Here is a 19,915-nt window from a genome sequence, read left to right as displayed (position 1 = left end):
GGTTTCAGATGGCTGAACAAGACAACTGGATCGACGCCCTGCGGGCGGAACTGGGCGACGCCCTGGAGACGGTCACGGAGGCCTATGACGAGGTCACCGTCGATATCCGGCCGCAAGCCTGGCGCGAGGCCGCCGAGAAACTGCGTGATGCGTTCAGCTTCGAGATGCTGATCGACCTGTGTGGGGTGGACTATCTCGAATACGGCCAGGACGAGTGGGGCACAGAGTCCGCGACGAACACGGGTTTCTCCCGCGGGGTCGAGCCGGCCACCTCCGGGCGATTCACCTTCGATGACGCCCCGGAAGACAGCCTCTGGGACGGGCCGCGCTTTACCGTGGCTGTGCAGCTGCTGTCGATCCAGCACAATCGCCGCCTGCGTATGCGCGCCTGGCTGGCGGATGACGAATTCCCCGAGGTCGAGTCGCTGGTGGAGGTCTGGGCCTCGGCCAACTGGTTCGAGCGCGAGGCCTTCGACCTGTTCGGGATCCTGTTCTCCGGACATCCGGACCTGCGCCGCATCCTCACCGACTACGGCTTTGTCGGCCACCCGTTCCGCAAGGACTTCCCGCTGATCGGCCATGTCGAGATGCGCTACGACGCCGAGCAGGCGCGCGTGGTGTACCAGCCGGTGACCATCGAGCCGCGCGTGCTGGTGCCCAAGGTGATCCGCGACGACCATCGCTACAGCGAGGGCGAGAAGCCGGGCGAAGGAGCCGAGAATGCCTGAGATTCGCAACTTCACCCTGAACTTCGGACCGCAGCATCCGTCCGCCCATGGCGTGCTGCGGCTGGTGCTGGAGATGGACGGCGAGGTGGTGCAGCGCGCCGACCCGCATATCGGTCTGCTGCACCGCGGCACCGAGAAGCTCGCCGAGAGCAAGCCGTACAACCAGTCGATCGGCTACATGGACCGCCTCGACTACGTGTCGATGATGGCCAACGAGCACGGCTATGTGCTCGCGATGGAAAAGCTGCTCCAGATCGAGGCCCCGCTGCGCGCGCAGTACATCCGGGTGATGTTCGACGAGATCACCCGCATCCTGAATCACCTGATGTGGCTGGGCGCACACGCGCTGGATATCGGTGCGATGGCGGTGTTCCTGTATGCCTTCCGCGAGCGCGAAGACCTGATGGACTGCTACGAGGCGGTCTCGGGGGCGCGCATGCACGCCACCTACTACCGTCCGGGCGGTGTTGCGCGCGACCTGCCGGGCACGATGCCGCAGTACCAGCCGTCTTCGTGGAAGTCGCAGGACGTCGTGGATGACCTGAACAGGATTCGTCAGGGCTCGCTGCTGGACTTCATCGAGGCCTTTACCGAACGCTTCCCGGGCTGCGTCGACGAGTACGAGACCCTGCTGACCGACAACCGTATCTGGAAACAGCGCACCGTGGGCATCGGCGTGGTCGATCCCGAACGCGCCATGCAGCTGGGCTTTACCGGCCCGATGCTGCGCGGCTCCGGCATCGAGTGGGACCTGCGCAAGAAGCAGCCCTACGAGGTCTATGACCGGCTTGATTTCGATATCCCCGTGGGCGTCAACGGCGACTGTTACGACCGCTACCTGGTACGCATCGAGGAAATGCGCCAGTCCAACCGCATTATTCGCCAGTGTGTGGACTGGCTGCGCCAGAACCCGGGCCCGGTGCTGCTGGAGGATCACAAGATCACCCCGCCCAAGCGCGAGGAGATGAAGGCCGACATGGAGGCCCTGATCCACCACTTCAAGCTGTTCACCGAGGGCATGTGCCTGCCGGAAGGCGAGGCCTATGCCGCGGTGGAGCATCCGAAGGGCGAGTTCGGGGTGTATCTGGTCTCGGATGGTTCCAACAAGCCCTATCGCCTGAAGGTCCGTCCACCGGGCTTTGTGCACCTGTCCGCGCTGGACGAGATGGCGCGCGGCCACATGCTGGCCGATGTGGTCGCCATCATCGGGACCCAGGACATCGTATTCGGGGAGATCGACCGCTGATGGCTGCCGAACAGAAAACCGTCGCCTTCCACAAGCCCGCCGGCAAGAAGGTGGAACTCAGCGACCACGAGCGCGAAGAGATCGACGCCTGGCTGGCGCGCTATCCCGAAGACCAGAAGCGCTCCGCGGTGCTCGGCGCCCTGCGTGCAGTGCAGCACGAGGACGGCTATCTCTCCACCGCCAAGATGGACGCGGTGGCCGAATACCTCGGCCTGCCGGCGATCGCGGTCTACGAGGTGGGCTCGTTCTATTCGATGTACGAGCTGGAGCCGGTCGGCAAGCACACCATCATGGTGTGCAACAACATCTCCTGCATGCTGCGCGGCTCGGAACAGATCATCGAGCACCTGGAGAACCGGCTCGGCATCAAGCTTGGCGAGAGCACGCCGGACGGCAAGTTCTACCTGAAGATGGAAGAGGAGTGCCTGGCAGCCTGCTGTGGTGCCCCGATGATGCAGGTGGATCACGTCTACTACGAGAATCTCACCCCCGAGAAGGTGGACGAGATTCTCGACGGTCTGGAGAAGTAGCATGGCCAACCAGATCTGCTTTGCGACCCGCTACCTGGACGATCCCGCCTCGCTCGAGACCTACAAGAGCGTTGGCGGCTACCAGGCGCTGGAGAAGGTCTACAAGGGCAAGATGGCCCCCGAGGACGTGATCGAGGAGGTCAAGACCTCCAACCTGCGCGGTCGCGGCGGGGCGGGATTCCCCACCGGGCTCAAGTGGTCGTTCATGCCGCGCAACACCCCCGGGCAGAAGTACATCGTGTGCAACTCGGACGAATCCGAGCCGGGCACCTGCAAGGACCGCGAGATCCTGATGTACAACCCGCATGCCCTGATCGAGGGCATGGCGATCGCCGGCTACGCGATCGGCGCGACGGTGGGCTACAACTACATGCGCGGCGAGTTCATGGACGAGGTGAACACGCGCTTTACGGCGGCCCTGAAAGAGGCCTACGACGCCGGTTATCTCGGCAAGGACATCTTCGGGTCCGGGGTCGATTTCGATCTCTACCCGTCGCTGGGTGCCGGGGCCTACATCTGCGGCGAGGAGACGGCGCTGCTGGAGTCCCTGGAGGGCAAGAAAGGCCAGCCGCGCTTCAAGCCGCCGTTTCCGGCCAACTACGGTCTGTACGGCAAGCCGACCACGATCAATAACACCGAATCGCTGGCCTCGATCCCGGTCATCATCCGCAACGGCGGGCAGTGGTTCGCCGATCTGGGGGTGCCCAAGTCCGGTGGCGAGAAGCTGTTCTCTGTCTCCGGGCACGTGAACAAGCCGGGCAACTTCGAGATCCCGCTGGGCACGCCGTTCAAGGATCTGCTCGAGATGGCCGGCGGCGTGCTGAACGGGCGCCAGCTGAAGGCCGTGATCCCCGGCGGGTCGTCGGTGCCGGTGGTCCCGGGCGACGTGATGCTGAAGGCCAACATGGACTTCGACTCCATCGCCCAGGCCGGGTCCATGCTGGGCTCCGGTGCGGTGATCGTGATGGACGAGACCGCCGACATGGTCAAGGCTCTGCAGCGCATCTCGCGGTTCTACTTCTCCGAGTCCTGCGGGCAGTGCACGCCCTGCCGCGAGGGGACCGGCTGGCTCTACCGCATGCTGACCCGCATCGTGGAAGGGCAAGGCCGTCCCGAGGACCTGGAACGCCTGGACGACGTGGCCAGCAAGATCGAGGGGCACACCATCTGCGCCCTGGGTGATGCCGCCGCGATGCCGGTGCGCAGCTTCATCAAGCACTTCCGCCACGAATTCGAATACTACATCCAGCACGGTCGGAGCCCGGTGGCAGACGCCGCCTGACGCCCCCCGCGCATCCGCAGCAGGAATCGAGCATGAGTCAGGATCAGAAGCAGGATCTGGTCAGCATCGAGATTGACGGCCGCACGATCGAGGCGCCCAAGGGCGCGATGTTGATCGACGTGGCGGACGATGCCGATATCCGCATTCCGCGGTTTTGCTACCACAAGAAGCTGTCGGTGGCGGCGAACTGCCGTATGTGCCTGGTCGAGGTCGAGAAGGCGCCCAAGCCGCTGCCCGCCTGCGCGACCCCGGTCATGGACGGGATGAAGGTCTACACCCAGTCTCCGCTGGCGCTGCGCGCGCAGAAGGGGACCATGGAGTTCCTGCTGATCAACCACCCGCTGGACTGCCCGATCTGTGACCAGGGTGGCGAGTGCGAGCTGCAGGACGTGGCCATGGGCTACGGCGACAGTGTCTCCAAGTACACCGAAGCCAAGCGCGTGGTGAAGGACAAGGATATCGGTCCGCTGATCGAGACCGAGATGACCCGCTGTATCCACTGCACCCGCTGCGTGCGCTTCGGCGAGGAGATCGCCGGCGTGCGTGAACTGGGCGCGACCGGGCGCGGCGAGCATATGCGCATCGGCACCTATGTCGAGAAGACTGTGGCCCACGAGCTGTCGGGCAACGTGATCGACCTGTGCCCGGTGGGCGCACTGACCGCCAAGCCGTCGCGCTACACCGCGCGCGCCTGGGAGCTGTCGCAGGCCGCGACCATCGCCCCGCACGACGCGGTCGGTTCCAACCTCCACCTGCATACCCACGATGGGCGCGCGATGCGCGTGGTGCCGCGTGACAACGAGGCAGTCAACGAGACCTGGATCTCCGACCGCGACCGCTTCAGCTACACCGGCCTGTACGCCGAGGACCGCCTGACCCGCCCGCGCATGAAGGTGGATGGTCGGTGGCAGGATGTCTCCTGGGAGACGGCGCTGAGCTATGCGGTCGAGGGGCTGAAGGAGACCGCCCCCGAGCGGATCGGCGCGCTGCTGTCGCCGTCGCTGTCGGTGGAAGAGCACTACCTGGCGCAGAAGGTCCTGCGCGGCATGGGCGTCACCGACATCGATCACCGGCTCGATCAGGTGGACTTCTCCGACGAGGCGGCCGCGCCGCTGTTCCCGTACCTGGGCGCGGCCATCGGCGATCTCGATACAGCCGATGCCGTGCTGCTCGTGGGCTGCAATCCGCGCCGCGAACAGCCGCTGCTCGCCCACCGTCTGCGCAAGGCGGCCTCGCGCGGCGCGCGGGTCAGCCTGATCAACGACATGCTGCTGGACCTGACTTATCCCGTGCAGGCCCAGCTGGTCGGCCACGAGCGCGATCAGGTGATGGCCCTGGCGGGCGTGGCCGGGCAACTGGCCGCTGCCGGCAAGTCGCTGCCCAAGAAGCTGGAAAAAATCGTCAAGGCCGCCGAGGCCGATGACGCCGATGCACGCGCGGCGTTCGAACACATTGCCAAGTCGCTGCTGGGTGCCGAGCAGGGCCACGTCCTGCTGGGCCAGGTCGCGATCCATGGGCCGGCCTTTGCGACCCTGCGGGCCCTGGCCGGCTGGATCGCCAAGCACACCGGTGCCCGTCTCGGGTACCTGCCGGCCGGTGCCAGTGCCGCGGGTGCCTGGCTCGCCGGCGTGCTGCCGCACCGCGGCCCGGCCGGGGCCGAGGTCGAGGCCGCCGGCCGGAACGCCGCCGAGATGCTGGCCGAGGGCCGGGACGCCTTCGTGGTCGCCGGCATCGAGCCTGGGCGTGACGGGGCCGATCCGGTTGCGCTGCGGGTCGCGCTGGAGAAGGCTGGCTTCGTAGTGGCGCTGAGCGCCTATGCCAATGCCGATCTGGAAGCCGTGGCCGATGTACTGCTCCCAGTTGCCACCAGCTTCGAGAATTCCGGGACCTTCGTGAACGCCGAGGGTCGCTGGCAGAGTTACCGTGCCGCTGCCCGCGCACCGGAAGACGTGCGTCCCGGCTGGAAGGTCTGGCGCGTGCTGGGCAACCTGCTGGAACAGCGCGGCATGGACTATCTCGACTCGCGCGCGGTGCGTGACGAGCTGAAGGGCCTGCTGGCGGATGCCAATTTCGATACCGCGGTCAATATGAACAAGGCGCAGATTTCCATTCCGGAGCCGGCGCAGGGCGACCTGTATCGTGTGCAAGCGGCCGGGCTCTATAGCACGGATGCCCTCGTGCGCCGCGCCGAGCCACTCCAGAGCAGCCCCGAGGGCCAGCTGGCCGAGTGCGTCATCGTGCATCCCGAGTCCGCGGGCGGACTTGATACCGGGTCGCGCGTGAAGCTGCGCCAGGCCGGCGCCGAGACCGAGCTGACCCTGATCCTGGACGACGCCGTGCCGGTGGGCCTGGCGGTGACCTTTGCGGGCTCGACGGCCATGGGCCGGTTGGGCGCCCCGAACGCCACGGTCACGCTCGCGCGTGCCTGAGGGAACGTAAGACATGTTCGACTGGATGATGAACTTCTACAGCAGCCTGCCGACGGTGATGCAGATCCTGATCGGCATTCAGCTGATCGTGATCCCGCTGATGCTGGCCGTCGCCTACACGACCTTCGCCGAGCGCAAGGTGATCGGCTATGCACATGTGCGCGTCGGGCCGAACCGGGTCGGGCCGCGCGGCTGGCTGCAGCCGATCGCGGATGCGCTGAAGCTGCTGACCAAGGAGGTCATCCTCCCGACCAATGCCAACCGCTTCCTGTTCCTGAGTGCCCCGGTGCTGACCATTGCCCCGGCGCTGGCCGCCTGGGCGGTGATCCCGTTCTTCGAGGGCGGCGCGCTGGCTGATGTGAACGCCGGTCTGCTGTACCTGCTGGCGCTCACCTCGCTGGGTGTGTACGGGATCATCATCGCCGGCTGGGCCTCGAACTCGAAGTACGCGCTGTTGGGCTCGTTGCGGTCGGCCGCGCAGCTGGTCTCCTACGAAATCGCGATGGGCTTCGCCCTGGTAGGCGTGCTGATGGCCGCGGGCACGCTGAACGTGGGCGGGATCATCGAGGCGCAGTCGGGCAGCATGTACCACTGGTTCCTGCTGCCGCTGTTGCCGCTGTTCTTTGTGTATTTCATCTCCGGGATTGCCGAGACCAACCGCGCGCCGTTCGACGTGGCCGAGGGCGAGTCCGAGATCGTCGCGGGTTTCCACGTCGAGTACTCGGGCATGGCGTTCGCCGTGTTCTTCCTGGCCGAGTACGCGAACATGATCCTGATCTCGGCCCTGACCGCGATCCTGTTCCTTGGCGGCTGGTTGTCGCCGTTCCAGGGCATCCTGCCGCAGGCGGCCTTTGACCTGCCGGTCATCGGTGCGTTGCTGGACCACGGCATCCACTGGTTCCTGTTCAAGACGGCGGTGTTCCTGTTCGCCTTCTTGTGGTTCCGCGCCACCTTCCCGCGCTATCGCTATGACCAAATCATGCGTCTGGGCTGGAAGGTGCTGATCCCGGTGACCATCCTCTGGCTGTTTGTCGAGGGCGTGCTGGTCGCGTTCAACGTCGGCCCGTGGTTCGCCTGAGGAGTTCGTGATGAAAGCGTTGCGCCGTTATCTGAAGAGTTTTCTGTTCTTTGAGCTGCTGCTGGGGCTGCGCCTGACGGGGCGCTACCTGCTGAGCCGAAAGTTCACCGTGCAGTATCCGGACGAGAAGACCCCGATGTCGCCGCGCTTCCGTGGCCTGCATGCGCTGCGTCGCTACCCGAACGGCGAGGAGCGCTGCATCGCCTGCAAGCTGTGCGAGGCGGTCTGCCCGGCGCTGGCGATCACGATCGATTCCGAGGAGCGCGCGGACGGTACGCGCCGCACCACGCGCTACGACATCGACCTGTTCAAGTGCATCTTCTGCGGGTTCTGCGAAGAGGCCTGCCCGGTGGATTCCATCGTCGAGACGCACATCTTCGAGTACCACTTCGAAAACCGGGGCGAGCAGATCATGACCAAGGACAAGCTCCTGGCCATTGGTGACCGCTTCGAGAAAGAGATCGCCGAGGCCCGCGCGATCGACGCCCCGTACCGGTAACGCAGGGAACGCCCCATGACCTTCGAGTTGATCCTTTTCTATCTCTTCGGCGCGATCCTGCTGGGCGGTGCCCTGGCGATGATCAGTGTGCGCAACCCGGTGCACGCGGCCCTGTTCCTGGTGCTGTGCTTTGTCGCGGCGGCCGCGATCTGGTTGCTGGCCGAGGCCGAGTTCCTCGGCATCGTGCTGGTGCTCGTCTACGTGGGGGCGGTGATGGTGCTGTTCCTGTTCGTGGTGATGATGCTCGACATCAATCTGGCCAAGCTGCGCGAGGGGTTCACCGAATACCTGCCGGTGGGGATTGTGGTCGCGGTCGCGATGGCCACCGTGCTGGTGGCCGTGATTACCCGCTACATCACGATGGATGTGCCGGAGCGTGCGGGGCCGGAATACGCCAACACCGAGGCCCTGGGCGCGATCCTCTACACCGAATATGTCTACCCGTTCGAGATCGCGGCGGTGATCTTGCTGGTGGCGATCATCGCGGCAATCTCGCTGACCATGCGCAAGCGTCCGGATAACAAGTCGATCGACCCGGGCCAGCAGATGGCGGTGTCGCGCGAAGGCCGGGTACGCATGGTCTCCATGGCCTCCGAGAAGAAGAAGTCACCGCGTCGTGGCGCCGAGGGCGGCGATGCGGATGGGCAGCAGGACGACCCATCGAAATAGCAATCCGGAAATAGGCAATCCGAGTAACTAGGCATTCCGGCCAGAGGTCGGGACCCGGACACCGGGGGCGGGCGCCGCCCCCGAAAGAACTCAGGGCTAGAACATGATTACGCTAGAGCACTACCTGGTGCTGGCCGCGCTGTTGTTTTCGATCAGTGTGGCCGGGATCTTCCTGAACCGGAAAAACGTGATCGTGCTGTTGATGTGCATCGAGCTGATGCTGCTCGCGGTGAACATCAACTTCATAGCCTTTTCGTTCTTCCTGCAGGACCTCGCGGGCCAGGTGTTCGTGTTCTTCATCCTGACCGTCGCCGCGGCCGAGGCGGCCATCGGCCTCGCCATCCTGGTGTTGCTGTTCCGTAACCGCGGAACCATCAATGTCCAGGACCTGGACGCAATGAAGGGATAACGGGCCATGGATACGATCTATCTACTTATCGTCCTGGCGCCGCTGTTCGGCGCGATCATCGCCGGCCTGTTCGGGCGCCAGATCGGCCGCACCGGGGCGCACAGCGTCACCATCCTCGGGGTGGCGATCTCGTTTATCCTGTCCGTGGTGGTCTTCTGGGCCCACGTCTTCGGTGACGCCGGGGTCTACAACGAGACGGTCTACACCTGGATGGTTTCGGACGGCATCCAGTTCGAAGTCGGGTTCCTGGTCGACAACCTGACCGCGATGATGATGCTGGTCGTCACCTTCGTCTCGCTGATGGTGCACATCTACACCATTGGCTACATGCAGGACGACCCCGGCTACCAGCGTTTCTTCGCCTACATCTCGCTGTTCACCTTCTCGATGCTGATGCTGGTGATGGCGAACAACTTCATGCAGTTGTTCTTTGGCTGGGAGGCCGTGGGTCTCGTCTCCTACTTGCTGATCGGCTTCTGGTACAAGCGCCCGACCGCGATCTACGCGAACATGAAGGCGTTCATCGTCAACCGGGTGGGGGACTTCGGGTTCCTGATCGGGATTGCTGCCTTGGTGTTCTACACCGGCAGCCTGAACTACGCCGATGTGTTCGCCGAAGGCCAGTCGATGAGCGAGGCGACGATTACCATCTGGCCAGGCTGGACCTTCGGCCTGCTGGATCTGGCGCTGATCTTCCTGTTCATCGGCGCGATGGGCAAATCCGCCCAGGTTCCGTTGCACGTCTGGCTGCCGGATTCGATGGAGGGCCCGACCCCGATCTCCGCACTGATCCACGCGGCGACCATGGTGACCGCGGGTATCTTCATGGTGGCGCGCATGTCGCCGCTGTACGAGTTCTCGGTCCCGGCGCTGTCGTTCATCCTGATCATCGGGGCGATCACCGCGTTCTTCATGGGCCTGATCGGCCTGGTGCAGAACGACATCAAGCGAGTGGTGGCGTACTCCACGCTGTCGCAGCTGGGCTACATGACCGTGGCCCTGGGCGCCTCGGCCTACGCCGCCGGCCTGTTCCACCTGATGACGCACGCCTTCTTCAAGGCGCTGCTGTTCCTGGCCGCGGGCTCGGTGATCATCGCGATGCACCATTTGCAGGATATGCGCGCGATGGGTGGCTTGCGCCGGCACATGCCGATCACCTATGCGACCGCGCTGATCGGCTCGCTGGCGCTGATCGGTTTCCCGTTCTTCTCCGGGTTTTTCTCCAAGGACGCGATCATCGAGGCGGTCGGCTACTCCGAGATCCCGGGGGCGACGTTTGCCTACTGGCTGGTGCTGGCGGGCGTATTCGTGACCGCCCTGTACACGTTCCGCATGTTCTTCCTCGTCTTCCACGGCGAGGAACGCTACGACCAGGCGCACAAGTACATGCCGGATCACGGTGACGACCACGACGACGATCACCATCACGACCACGGCCCGCTGCAGCCCAAGGAATCACCGTGGGTGGTGACGGTGCCCTTGATCCTGCTGGCGATCCCGTCGGTGGTGGCCGGCTACTTCATTGGCCCGATGCTGTTTGGGGACTTCTTCGCCGACAGCCTGTTTGTGCTGCCGGAGCAGGACGTGCTGGCGACCAAGGGCGAGACCTACACCGGGGTGATCGGCTTCGTGCTGCACGGCCTGATGCTGCCGGCGTTCTGGCTGGCGATGGCCGGCCTGGCGACGGCCTGGTACCTGTACATGAAGCGCCCGGAACTGCCTGCGGTGATCGCAGAACGCCTGAAGCTGGGCGTGCGCATCCTCGAGGACAAGTATGGCTTCGACCGCTTCAACGACTGGTTCTTCGCGGGCGGGACTGTCCGTCTGGGCCGTGCGCTGTGGCGCTACGGTGATGCGTTGATCATCGACGGGCTGCTGGTCAATGGCACCGCGCGCTCGGTCGGCTGGATCTCGTCGCGTGTCCGCCATATGCAGTCCGGCTTCCTCTACCACTACGCGTTCGTGATGATCATCGGCCTGCTGGTCCTGATGTTCGCCTTCGTGATCTGAGCGGCTTCGACACCCATGCGCTCGAAGCCCATCGCTGTTTCAAGGAACGACCATGTTTGCTGACTGGCCTATCTTGAGTCTGTTGATCTGGCTGCCGATTCTCGGCGGCTTCCTGGTGCTGGCCGCCGGGCGCGACGCGCCCCATGTGGCGCGGCGGCTCGGGCTCGCGGTGGCCGTGGCGACCTTTGTGGCCAGTCTGCCGCTGTGGTTCGCGTTCGAACGTGGCACCGCGGAGATGCAGTTCCAGGAAATGGCCTCGTGGATCCCGGCGTTCAACGTGAATTACCACCTGGGCGTGGACGGGATCTCCATGCCGCTGATCCTGCTGACCACACTGATCACCGTAATCGTGATCATTGCCGCCTGGGAGTCGGTGAAGGATCGGATCGCCTACTACATGTCGGCCATGCTGGTGATGGAAGGCCTGATGATCGGCATGTTCGCGGCGATGGACGCGGTGCTGTTCTACGTGTTCTTCGAGGCGATGCTGATCCCGATGTTCCTGGTGATCGGGATCTGGGGCGGGCCGCGGCGCGTCTACGCGACCATCAAGTTTTTCCTCTATACCTTCCTGGGCTCGGTGTTCATGCTGGTCGCGCTGATCTGGATGTACATCCAATCCGGCAGCTTCCTGATCCAGGACTTCCATGCCCTGCAGATCGGCATGACCGCGCAGATATTGATCTTCCTCGCCTTCTTCATGGCGTTCGCCGTGAAGATCCCGATGTTCCCGGTGCATACCTGGCTGCCGGATGCGCACGTGGAGGCGCCTACGGGCGGCTCGGTGATCCTGGCCGCGATCATGCTCAAGATCGGGGGCTACGGCTTCCTGCGCTTCTCGCTGCCGATTACCCCGGATGCCTCGGCGGTGCTGGATACGCTGATGATCGTGCTGTCGCTAATCGCGATCGTGTACATCGGCCTGGTGGCGCTGATCCAGAGCGACATGAAGAAGCTGATCGCCTATTCGTCGATCGCGCACATGGGTTTTGTGACCCTGGGCTTCTTCCTCGCGTTCTACATCTACCGCAATACCGGTGACTGGGAAGGTGCCTCGCTGGGTATCGCCGGCGGCATGGTGCAGATGATCTCGCACGGCTTTATCTCGGCGGCGATGTTCCTCGCGGTCGGCGTGCTGTACGACCGTCTGCACAGCCGGCAGATCTCGGACTACGGTGGTGTGGTGAACACCATGCCCTGGTTTGCCGCGTTCTTTGTGCTGTTCGCGATGGCGAACACTGGCCTGCCGGGCACCTCCGGCTTCGTCGGCGAGTTCATGGTCATCCTGGCGGCGTTCAAGGCGGACTTCTGGATTGCCTTCCTGGCCGCGACCACGCTGATCCTGGCCGCCGGCTACACCCTGTGGCTGGTCAAGCGCGTGATCTTCGGTGCGGTGGCCAACGACAACGTGGCCGGACTTTCCGACATGAACCGCCGCGAGTTCTTCCTGATGGGCGTGCTGGCCTTCTTCACGCTGCTCCTGGGCGTGTGGCCGGCCCCGCTGCTGGATGTGATGAACGCGACCATCGACCACCTCGTGGCGCATATCGCGCAGTCGAAGCTCTGAACGGACGCCTGACATGACTTTCGAGATCCCCAACTTCCTCCCCGCCGTGCCCGAGATGTTCGTGCTCGGGATGGCGTGCCTGATCCTGGTGATCGACGCGTTCCTGCCGGATTCGCGGCGCGACATCACCTACGGCCTGGTGCAGGCGACCCTGGTCGCGGCGGCCGGGCTGACGCTGTGGATGATGGGCCCGGAGACGGTCCTGACCTTCTCGGACAGCTTCGTGAAGGACCCCATGGCGGACATCCTGAAGGTCGCGGTCTACGTGACCAGTTTCCTGGTGTTCCTGTACGCCCGCCCGTATCTGATGGAGCGTGGCATCCACAAGGGCGAGTTCTACATCCTGGGCCTGTTCGCCGTGCTCGGCATGATGATCATGATCTCCGGGCACAACCTGCTGACCCTGTACCTGGGCCTGGAGCTGCTTTCGCTGTCGTCCTATGCGCTGGTCGCATTCTGGCGCGACAACACCCGTGCTACCGAGGCGGCGATGAAGTACTTCGTGCTGGGCGCGCTGGCCTCCGGTCTTCTGCTCTATGGCATGTCGATGATCTACGGCATGACCGGCTCGCTGGATATCGCGGTGATTGCCGCCGAGCTGACTGCAGCCGACGAGAGTCTGAACATCCCGCTGGTCTTCGGTCTGGTGTTCCTGGTGGTGGCGATCGCATTCAAGCTGGGGGCGGTGCCGTTCCACATGTGGGTGCCAGACGTCTACGACGGCGCGCCGACGGCGGTCACCCTGTTCATCGCCACTGCGCCGAAGATCGCCGCGTTTGCCTTCCTGATGCGCCTGCTGGTGGAGGGCATGGGCCCGATGCATGCCGACTGGCAGGGCATGTTCGTGATCCTGGCCGTGCTGTCGCTCGCGGTGGGCAACGTGATCGCGATCGCACAGACCAGCATCAAGCGCATGCTGGCCTACTCGACCATCGCCCATGTCGGCTTCGTGTTCATGGGCATCCTGGCCGGGACCGACAGCGGCTACGCCTCGGCGATGTTCTACGTGATCGTCTACGCGATCACCGCGGCCGGTGGCTTCGGCATGATCGTGTTCCTGTCGCGCAAGGGTTATGAGGCGGACCAGATCGATGACTTCAAGGGCCTGGCCAAGCGCAACCCGTGGTTCGCGTTCATCATGCTGCTGCTGCTGTTTTCGATGGCAGGTGTTCCGCCGACGGTCGGCTTCTACGCGAAGCTCGCGGTGATCCAGGCCGCGGTGGGTGCGGATCTGGTCTGGCTGGCGATTGTTGCCGTGATCTTCTCGATCATTGGCGCCTTCTACTACCTGCGCGTGGTCAAGATGATGTTCTTCGATGACCCGCAGGAAGACGCAAAGGAGCCGATTCAGCCTTCTGGCGCGCTTGCCGCCGCGCTCAGCATTAACGGGCTGGCAGTGCTGCTTCTTGGAATTTTTCCGGGCCTGCTGTTGTCTGTCACCCACTACGCAATCATGGGCTAAGTCGTGACACAGTGGATTCCGTTTGAAGTTCTGGTCTGGGGTTTTGTCGTTGTCGCCTTTATCTCGGCGAACCTGCCCTGGCTCACCGAGCGCATCGGCCTGATGGTGCCGCCGGCCAGTGGCGTGAAGGGTCCCTGGACCCGTATCTTCGAATGGGCCGGGCTTTATCTGCTGGTAGGCCTGATCGGAAAGGGCCTGGAGTTTCAGGCCACCGGCGGCATCCATACGCAGGGATGGGAGTTCTATGTGATCACCCTGTCGCTGTTCGCGGTCTTCGCGCTGCCCGGGTACATCTGGCGCTATGATCTCCGGCAGCACCTGCGGACTCGTGCACACCGCTCGCGGTAAGGGAATCGGCGCGGCTGCGCGAGGGGCCTCCGGGTCGGGAAAAATCTCGCGCTTTTCCTTGCAGGTCCCAACCCTCTTTGCTATAGTTTCGCGTCTCGGATGCGGGGTGGAGCAGTCTGGCAGCTCGTCGGGCTCATAACCCGAAGGTCGCAGGTTCAAATCCTGCCCCCGCTACCAATTTTCAGAGAGGCCCCATATGGGGCCTTTTTGTTAGGCAGATCCGTTGTGACGGTCTTGCCGGGCTGCGCTCCCGCGCGCCAAGCAGTCAGTACGACTGGCTGCGGTCATCGCTGAGGTGTTCGAGGGGCGTTTATCGCCCTTTTTTTGTTTCCGGACCCCGGAAAGGGCCGGTTCGTCAATCGTTCCGAGTGGAGTCACGTGGCGGAAAAGCCCGAACAATTGAAGACACTGCTGGCCCCGGTGGTCGAGGGGCAGGGGTTTGTGTTCTGGGGGCTGGAGTACCACCCCGGTTCCAAGCCTGTGATGCTGCGCATCTACATCGACAGTCCGGAAGGGGTGACGGTGGATGACTGCGCGCTGGTGAGCGAACAGGCCGGTGCGGTGCTCGAGGTTGAACAGGCCCTGCGCGGCAATTACACCCTGGAGGTCTCCAGTCCGGGTATCGAGCGGCCGCTGTTCACGCCCGATCAGTACCGGGGCTATATCGGCCACCCGGTGAAGGTACGCCTGAGCTGGCCGGAACACGGGCGGCGGAACTACCGCGGCACGCTGATTGGCGTGGACGAGGAGATGATCGAAGTCGAGGTCGACGGCACGGGCTACGAGCTGCCGTTGAACGCTATCCACAATGCGCGGGTCCTGGAACAGCTGTAGGCCGGCGCGCGGTTTTTGTTGAATCGGCGGGTAACCGCCGAGGTGCGGAGAGACAAGAGATGAACAAGGAGATCCTGCTGGTCGCGGATGCCGTGGCGAACGAGAAGGGTGTCGACAAAGACATTATTTTCGATGCCCTGGAATCGGCATTGGCCATGGCGACCCGCAAGTACCATGGCGGCAAGATGGACGTGCGCGTGAGCATCGACCGTGAGGAAGGTGACTACGAGGCCTTCCGTCGCTGGACCGTGGTCGATGACGAGGACCCCGAGTTCGAGTCCCCGGAGTACCAGATCCTGCTCTCCTACGCGCAGCAGAAAAACCCCGATGCGCAGGTCGGTGACGTGATCGAGGAGCCGGTGGAGGCCGTGGATTTCGGCCGTATCGCCGCGCAGACCGCGAAGCAGGTGATCGTGCAGAAGGTGCGCGAGGCCGAGCGCGCCAAGGTGGTCGAGGAATACCAGGACCGCGTGGGAACGCTGGTGATGGGTATCGTCAAGCGCACCGACCGCAACGGCACCTACGTCGATCTTGGCAACAACGCCGAGGCCCTGATCCCGCGCGAACACATGATCCCGCGCGAGACCGTGCGTACCAATGACCGCCTGCGCGGCTATCTCAAGGAGATCCGTCCCGACGCGCGCGGGCCACAGTTGATCCTGAGCCGTAGCGCGCCGGAGTTCCTGATCGAGCTGTTCAAGCTCGAGGTGCCGGAGGTCGGGCAGGAGATCATCGACATCATGGGCGCGGCGCGTGACCCGGGCCAGCGCGCGAAGATCGCGGTGCGCTCCAACGACCCGCGCCTGGACCCGGTCGGTGCCTGCGTCGGCATGCGCGGTTCGCGTGTGCAGTCGGTGTCCAACGAGTTGGCGGGCGAGCGCATCGACATCATCGTCTGGGACGAGAATCCGGCCCAGTTCGTGATCAACGCGATGTCCCCGGCCGAGGTCCTGTCGATCGTGGTCGACGAGGACAAGCAGTCGATGGACATCGCGGTCGAAGAAGACAAACTCTCCCTGGCCATCGGCCGCGGCGGGCAGAATATCCGCCTGGCCTCCCAGCTGACCGGCTGGGAGCTGAACGTGATGACCGAGGAACAGGCAGCCGAGAAGAGCGAGGCCGAGGCTCAGCAGCTGGTGACCTTCTTCATGGAGGCGCTGGATGTGGACGAGGAAGTGGCCGGCATCCTGGTGCAGGAAGGGTTCAGCACGCTGGACGAGGTGGCCTATGTCGACGAGGCCGAACTGCTGGCGATCGAGGAGTTCGACGAGGACATCGTGGCCGAGCTGCGCAACCGTGCCAGCGACGCCCTGCTGACCCGCGCGATCGCGGGCGGCGAAAACTACCAGCCTGCCGAGGATCTGCTGAGCATGGACGGTATGACCCAGGGCGTGGCCAACAAGCTGGCCTCGCATGGTGTCTGCACCATGGAAGACCTCGCGGAGCAGGCAGCCGACGACGTGGTCGAAATGACCGGATTGAGCACGGAAGAGGCGTCCGAGCTGATTATGACGGCGCGCGCCCCGTGGTTTGAAACCGGGGAATAACCCCCGGACGAAGAATCGCGAAGCCCGTGTGACAGGCCGTCGGCTGGCCTGAAAAGAATATGGAATGGAGGTAAGGCGCCATGGCGCAAATGACAGTGCAGCAATTCGCGGAATCGGTTGGGAAGCCGGTAGACCGCCTCATGGAGCAGCTCAAGGAGGCGGGCGTCGAGGTGGATGGCCCGGAAGCGGCCATCACCGATGCCGAGAAGCGCAAGCTGCTCGATCACCTCCGGCAGTCGCACGGGGAGAGTGAGGGCGGCCGGGTGACGCTCAAGCGCCGTGCCCAGGCTCAGACCCTGAAGGTGAGCTCGGGTCCCGGACGCTCCAAGACGGTGAATGTAGAGGTGCGCAAGAAGCGCACCATCAAGCGCAAGCCAGCCGAGGAAGCCGTCGAGGCCCCGCCCGAAGCCCCGCTCGAGGGCGAAGCCGCGCCGACCCCCGAGCCGAGCGCCGAACCGGCCCCGACTCCGAAGGAAGCCCCGGCCGAGCCGGTGGCCGAGGAGCCCAAGCCGGAGGAACCCGAGGTTGAGGAACCCGCCGCCCCGGAAGTCGAGGCTGCTGCGGAAGAACCGGTTGAGGCGGAGGCCAGCGAAGAGGCCGAAGCACCGGAACCCGAGGCTGAGCCCGAAGCCGAGCCCGAGCCGACCCCGGCCAAGCCGAAGCGCCCGCTGAGCCGGACCGAACAGTTGGCCTTGCAGGTCGAGGCCGAACGCGATGCCCAGCGCAAGGCGCTGGAGGCGCGCAAGCAGGAAGAGGTCGAGCGCGGCGAGCGCCAGAAACGCCGCCAGAAGGAACTGGAGGCCCAGGAGGCCAAGCGCGAGAAAGAAGAACAGGCACGCCTCGAGCGCGAGGCGGCCCAGCGTCAGGCCGCCGCCGAGGCCGAAGCGGGCAAGACCGCGGCCGGCGCGGGCAAAGGCCGCAAGACGCGCAAGGACGACCGCAAAGAGCTGCATGTCGCTGGGGATCGTCGTGGTCGGCGCAAGAAGGGCGAGGGCCGCAAGGCGCAGTCCGCCGCCGCGCAGGCCGTTGCCAGCAAACATGGTTTTGCCAAGCCGACCGCGCCGGTTGTCCGCGAGGTCGAGGTGCCGGAGACGATCACGGTCTCCGAACTGGCTCAGGCGATGGCGATCAAGGCGCCACAGCTGATCAAGGCCCTGATGGGTATGGGCGTGATGGCGACCATCAACCAGTCGATCGACCAGGACACCGCGATGCTGGTGGTCGAGGAGATGGGGCATACGCCGGTCGCCGCGAAGGAGACCTCGGTCGAGGACGAGATCGACACCGGTCTGGAGCAGACGGCCGAGGCCAAGCCGCGCCCGCCGGTCGTCACCGTGATGGGTCATGTCGACCACGGCAAGACCTCGCTGCTGGACTACATCCGCAAGGAGAAGGTCGCATCCGGCGAGGCCGGGGGTATTACTCAGCACATCGGTGCCTACCACGTCGACAACGGCCACGACGGCGTGACCTTCCTGGATACCCCGGGGCATGCTGCGTTTACCGCGATGCGTGCCCGTGGTGCCCAGTCCACCGACATCGTGATCCTCGTAGTGGCAGCGGATGACGGCGTGATGCCGCAGACGCTGGAGGCAATCCAGCACGCGAAAGCGGCAGGCGTCCCGATGGTGGTCGCGGTTAACAAGATCGACAAACCGGAGGCCGAACCCGAGCGCGTGATGAACGATCTCGCCCAGCACGAGGTGATCCCCGAGGCCTGGGGCGGAGATACGCAGTTCATCAATGTCTCTGCGCATACGGGCGAGGGCATCGACCAGTTGCTGGAGGCCCTGGGTCTGCAGGCCGAGGTGATGGAACTGAAGGCCCCGGACGAGGGCCCGGCCCGTGGCGTGGTGATCGAGTCGCGCCTGGACAAGGGGCGGGGCCCGGTGGCGACCATCCTGGTCCAGTCCGGCCGACTCAAGCATGGCGACATCCTGCTCTCGGGCAAGGAATACGGTCGCGTACGAGCGATGTTCGACGACACCGGCAAGTCGGTGAAGGAGATCGGCCCGTCCATGCCGGTCGAGGTCCTGGGTCTGTCCGGTGTACCGGAGGCCGGGGACGAGGTGCTGGTGGTTGCGGACGACAAGACCGCCCGCGAGGTCGCCGAGCACCGCGACGCCAAGCAGCGCGAGCGCAAGCTGGCCGCGCAACAGGCCGCCAAGCTGGAGAACATCTTCAACCAGATGCAGGAAGGCGAGATTGCGACCGTAAACATCCTGATCAAGGCGGATGTGCAAGGGTCGGCCGAGGCCCTGCGCGAGTCGCTGATCAAGCTGTCCACCGACGAGGTCCGCGTGAAGGTGGTCTCCGCCGGTGTCGGCGGGATCTCCGAGTCCGACCTCAATCTGGCGATGGCCTCCGAGGCGATCGTGATCGCGTTCAATGTGCGTGCCGATGCGGGTGCCAAGCGCCTGGCCGCCGAGAACGAGATCGACGTGCGCTACTACTCGGTGATCTACGAGGCGATCGACGATGTGAAGCAAGCGCTGTCGGGCCTGCTGTCGGCCGAGATCCGCGAAGAGGTCGTGGGCCTGGCCGAGGTGCGTGACGTGTTCAAGGCCTCCGGCTTTGGCCAGGTCGCCGGCTGTCTCGTGGTCGAGGGTGCGGTCAAGCGGGGCAACCCGATCCGCGTGCTGCGCGACAACGTGGTGATCTACGAGGGCGAGCTGGAGAGCCTGCGTCGCTTCAAGGACGATGTGAACGAGGTCAAGGCCGGTACCGAGTGCGGTATCGCGGTGAAGAACTACAACGACGTGAAGGCCGGTGACCAGATCGAGGTCTTCCAGCGCGTCGAGGTGGCTCGGAGCCTCTGATGCCCGGGAATCGCGACTTCCACCGTTCCGACCGGGTCGGGGATCAGATCCAGCGCGAGCTGGCGGAGCTGATCCGTCTGGAGGTCAAGGACCCGCGCGTGGGAATGATCACGCTGGCGGATGTCGAGGTCTCGCGGGATCTCGCCCATGCCAAGGTGTTTTTTACCCAACTGGGTGGCGAGGAGAAGGGCCGCGAGGCGCAGCAGGGGCTGAATCACGCGGCCGGGTTTCTGCGCCGTGCACTGGGTCAGCGCATGCGGCTGCGCAGCGTGCCCCAGCTGCGGTTTGTCTACGACGACACCCCGGAGCGTGGGGCTCGCATGTCCTCCCTGATCGATCAGGCCTTGGCCGAGGATCGTGCGCATCACGCCGACCCGGATGGGTCCGACAGCGGTGATCAGGGCGAGTCCGAGGACCCGAAGGACCCGGGCCGCGAGGCCTGATCCCGGCCGGTTCCC

17 protein-coding genes and 1 tRNA gene are annotated in these 19,915 nt (G+C 64.5%); all 18 read left to right on the top strand.

The window, feature by feature from the left end; all coding sequences use genetic code 11:
* Positions 1 to 8 precede the first annotated feature (8 nt).
* The 18 genes from F813_RS0106465 (at position 9) to rbfA (ending at position 19,900) form a co-directional block, all read left to right on the top strand.
* Positions 9 to 728 (top strand): NADH-quinone oxidoreductase subunit C, encoded by a 720-nt coding sequence (locus F813_RS0106465; RefSeq protein ID WP_017925962.1) that lies wholly within the window; start codon positions 9 to 11, stop codon positions 726 to 728.
* Positions 721 to 1,974 (top strand): NADH-quinone oxidoreductase subunit D, encoded by a 1,254-nt coding sequence (locus tag F813_RS0106460; RefSeq protein WP_012982124.1) that lies wholly within the window; start codon positions 721 to 723, stop codon positions 1,972 to 1,974. Before F813_RS0106465 ends, F813_RS0106460 begins: the two co-directional genes overlap by 8 nt.
* A complete protein-coding gene (gene nuoE / locus F813_RS0106455) occupies positions 1,974 to 2,504 on the top strand; it encodes an NAD(P)H-dependent oxidoreductase subunit E (RefSeq protein WP_012982125.1) in 531 nt (176 codons plus the stop codon). The genes F813_RS0106460 and nuoE overlap by 1 nt, the downstream gene beginning before the upstream one ends.
* A 1-nt stretch (position 2,505) precedes the next feature.
* Complete coding sequence (gene nuoF / locus F813_RS0106450) at positions 2,506 to 3,786, top strand: NADH-quinone oxidoreductase subunit NuoF (RefSeq protein ID WP_017925961.1); 1,281 nt, start codon at positions 2,506 to 2,508, stop codon at positions 3,784 to 3,786.
* A gap of 32 nt (positions 3,787 to 3,818) precedes the next feature.
* Positions 3,819 to 6,215 carry an NADH-quinone oxidoreductase subunit NuoG gene (nuoG, locus tag F813_RS0106445; RefSeq protein ID WP_017925960.1) on the top strand — a complete coding sequence of 799 codons (2,397 nt, stop codon included), beginning with the start codon at positions 3,819 to 3,821 and terminating at the stop codon, positions 6,213 to 6,215.
* Between the two features lie 13 nt (positions 6,216 to 6,228).
* Complete coding sequence (gene nuoH, locus F813_RS0106440) at positions 6,229 to 7,293, top strand: NADH-quinone oxidoreductase subunit NuoH (RefSeq protein ID WP_012982128.1); 1,065 nt, start codon at positions 6,229 to 6,231, stop codon at positions 7,291 to 7,293.
* A 10-nt stretch (positions 7,294 to 7,303) separates the two neighbouring features.
* Positions 7,304 to 7,792, top strand: a complete 489-nt coding sequence (nuoI, locus tag F813_RS0106435) for an NADH-quinone oxidoreductase subunit NuoI (protein ID WP_012982129.1) — start codon at positions 7,304 to 7,306, stop codon at positions 7,790 to 7,792.
* 15 nt (positions 7,793 to 7,807) lie between these two features.
* The gene (locus tag F813_RS0106430; protein WP_017925959.1) at positions 7,808 to 8,461 is read left to right on the top strand and encodes an NADH-quinone oxidoreductase subunit J; all 654 of its coding nucleotides are present in this window, start codon (positions 7,808 to 7,810) and stop codon (positions 8,459 to 8,461) included.
* A gap of 103 nt (positions 8,462 to 8,564) precedes the next feature.
* On the top strand, positions 8,565 to 8,870 hold the full coding sequence (nuoK, locus tag F813_RS0106425) for an NADH-quinone oxidoreductase subunit NuoK (RefSeq protein WP_012982131.1): 306 nt from the start codon (positions 8,565 to 8,567) through the stop codon (positions 8,868 to 8,870).
* A gap of 6 nt (positions 8,871 to 8,876) precedes the next feature.
* Positions 8,877 to 10,880: an NADH-quinone oxidoreductase subunit L gene (gene nuoL, locus F813_RS0106420; RefSeq protein ID WP_017925958.1), complete on the top strand. Its 2,004-nt coding sequence runs from the start codon at positions 8,877 to 8,879 to the stop codon at positions 10,878 to 10,880.
* 52 nt (positions 10,881 to 10,932) lie between these two features.
* The gene (locus F813_RS0106415; RefSeq protein WP_017925957.1) at positions 10,933 to 12,447 is read left to right on the top strand and encodes an NADH-quinone oxidoreductase subunit M; all 1,515 of its coding nucleotides are present in this window, start codon (positions 10,933 to 10,935) and stop codon (positions 12,445 to 12,447) included.
* Positions 12,448 to 12,460: 13 nt separating this feature from the next.
* On the top strand, positions 12,461 to 13,909 hold the full coding sequence (gene nuoN, locus F813_RS0106410) for an NADH-quinone oxidoreductase subunit NuoN (protein WP_012982134.1): 1,449 nt from the start codon (positions 12,461 to 12,463) through the stop codon (positions 13,907 to 13,909).
* Positions 13,910 to 13,912: 3 nt separating this feature from the next.
* Positions 13,913 to 14,257 (top strand): DUF2818 family protein, encoded by a 345-nt coding sequence (locus tag F813_RS0106405; protein ID WP_012982135.1) that lies wholly within the window; start codon positions 13,913 to 13,915, stop codon positions 14,255 to 14,257.
* A gap of 100 nt (positions 14,258 to 14,357) precedes the next feature.
* A tRNA-Met gene (locus F813_RS0106400) sits at positions 14,358 to 14,434 on the top strand.
* A gap of 201 nt (positions 14,435 to 14,635) precedes the next feature.
* Complete coding sequence (rimP, locus tag F813_RS0106395) at positions 14,636 to 15,091, top strand: ribosome maturation factor RimP (protein ID WP_012982136.1); 456 nt, start codon at positions 14,636 to 14,638, stop codon at positions 15,089 to 15,091.
* Positions 15,092 to 15,150: 59 nt separating this feature from the next.
* Complete coding sequence (nusA, locus tag F813_RS0106390) at positions 15,151 to 16,638, top strand: transcription termination factor NusA (protein WP_012982137.1); 1,488 nt, start codon at positions 15,151 to 15,153, stop codon at positions 16,636 to 16,638.
* 80 nt (positions 16,639 to 16,718) lie between these two features.
* Complete coding sequence (gene infB, locus F813_RS0106385) at positions 16,719 to 19,457, top strand: translation initiation factor IF-2 (RefSeq protein WP_012982138.1); 2,739 nt, start codon at positions 16,719 to 16,721, stop codon at positions 19,455 to 19,457.
* Complete coding sequence (gene rbfA, locus F813_RS0106380) at positions 19,457 to 19,900, top strand: 30S ribosome-binding factor RbfA (protein WP_012982139.1); 444 nt, start codon at positions 19,457 to 19,459, stop codon at positions 19,898 to 19,900. The genes infB and rbfA overlap by 1 nt, the downstream gene beginning before the upstream one ends.
* The last annotated feature ends 15 nt before the right edge of the window (positions 19,901 to 19,915 follow it).

This window comes from Thioalkalivibrio sp. HL-Eb18, assembly GCF_000364985.1.
Classification (GTDB): Bacteria; Pseudomonadota; Gammaproteobacteria; order Ectothiorhodospirales; family Ectothiorhodospiraceae; genus Thioalkalivibrio.
Note: the sequence above shows the minus strand (reverse complement) of the source record. Positions and strands in the feature narration are given on the sequence as shown.

Bases quoted from the DNA above. Each gene is read 5' to 3' on its own strand.
- infB (WP_012982138.1), top strand. From the start codon at position 16,719: ATGGCGCAAATGACAGTGCAGCAATTCGCGGAATCGGTTGGGAAGCCG.
- nuoL (WP_017925958.1), top strand. From the start codon at position 8,877: ATGGATACGATCTATCTACTTATCGTCCTGGCGCCGCTGTTCGGCGCG.
- F813_RS0106460 (WP_012982124.1), top strand. From the start codon at position 721: ATGCCTGAGATTCGCAACTTCACCCTGAACTTCGGACCGCAGCATCCG.
- nusA (WP_012982137.1), top strand. From the start codon at position 15,151: ATGAACAAGGAGATCCTGCTGGTCGCGGATGCCGTGGCGAACGAGAAG.
- F813_RS0106430 (WP_017925959.1), top strand. From the start codon at position 7,808: ATGACCTTCGAGTTGATCCTTTTCTATCTCTTCGGCGCGATCCTGCTG.
- nuoN (WP_012982134.1), top strand. From the start codon at position 12,461: ATGACTTTCGAGATCCCCAACTTCCTCCCCGCCGTGCCCGAGATGTTC.
- nuoI (WP_012982129.1), top strand. From the start codon at position 7,304: ATGAAAGCGTTGCGCCGTTATCTGAAGAGTTTTCTGTTCTTTGAGCTG.
- nuoG (WP_017925960.1), top strand. From the start codon at position 3,819: ATGAGTCAGGATCAGAAGCAGGATCTGGTCAGCATCGAGATTGACGGC.
- nuoF (WP_017925961.1), top strand. From the start codon at position 2,506: ATGGCCAACCAGATCTGCTTTGCGACCCGCTACCTGGACGATCCCGCC.
- F813_RS0106415 (WP_017925957.1), top strand. From the start codon at position 10,933: ATGTTTGCTGACTGGCCTATCTTGAGTCTGTTGATCTGGCTGCCGATT.
- nuoK (WP_012982131.1), top strand. From the start codon at position 8,565: ATGATTACGCTAGAGCACTACCTGGTGCTGGCCGCGCTGTTGTTTTCG.
- F813_RS0106465 (WP_017925962.1), top strand. From the start codon at position 9: ATGGCTGAACAAGACAACTGGATCGACGCCCTGCGGGCGGAACTGGGC.
- nuoH (WP_012982128.1), top strand. From the start codon at position 6,229: ATGTTCGACTGGATGATGAACTTCTACAGCAGCCTGCCGACGGTGATG.
- rbfA (WP_012982139.1), top strand. From the start codon at position 19,457: ATGCCCGGGAATCGCGACTTCCACCGTTCCGACCGGGTCGGGGATCAG.
- nuoE (WP_012982125.1), top strand. From the start codon at position 1,974: ATGGCTGCCGAACAGAAAACCGTCGCCTTCCACAAGCCCGCCGGCAAG.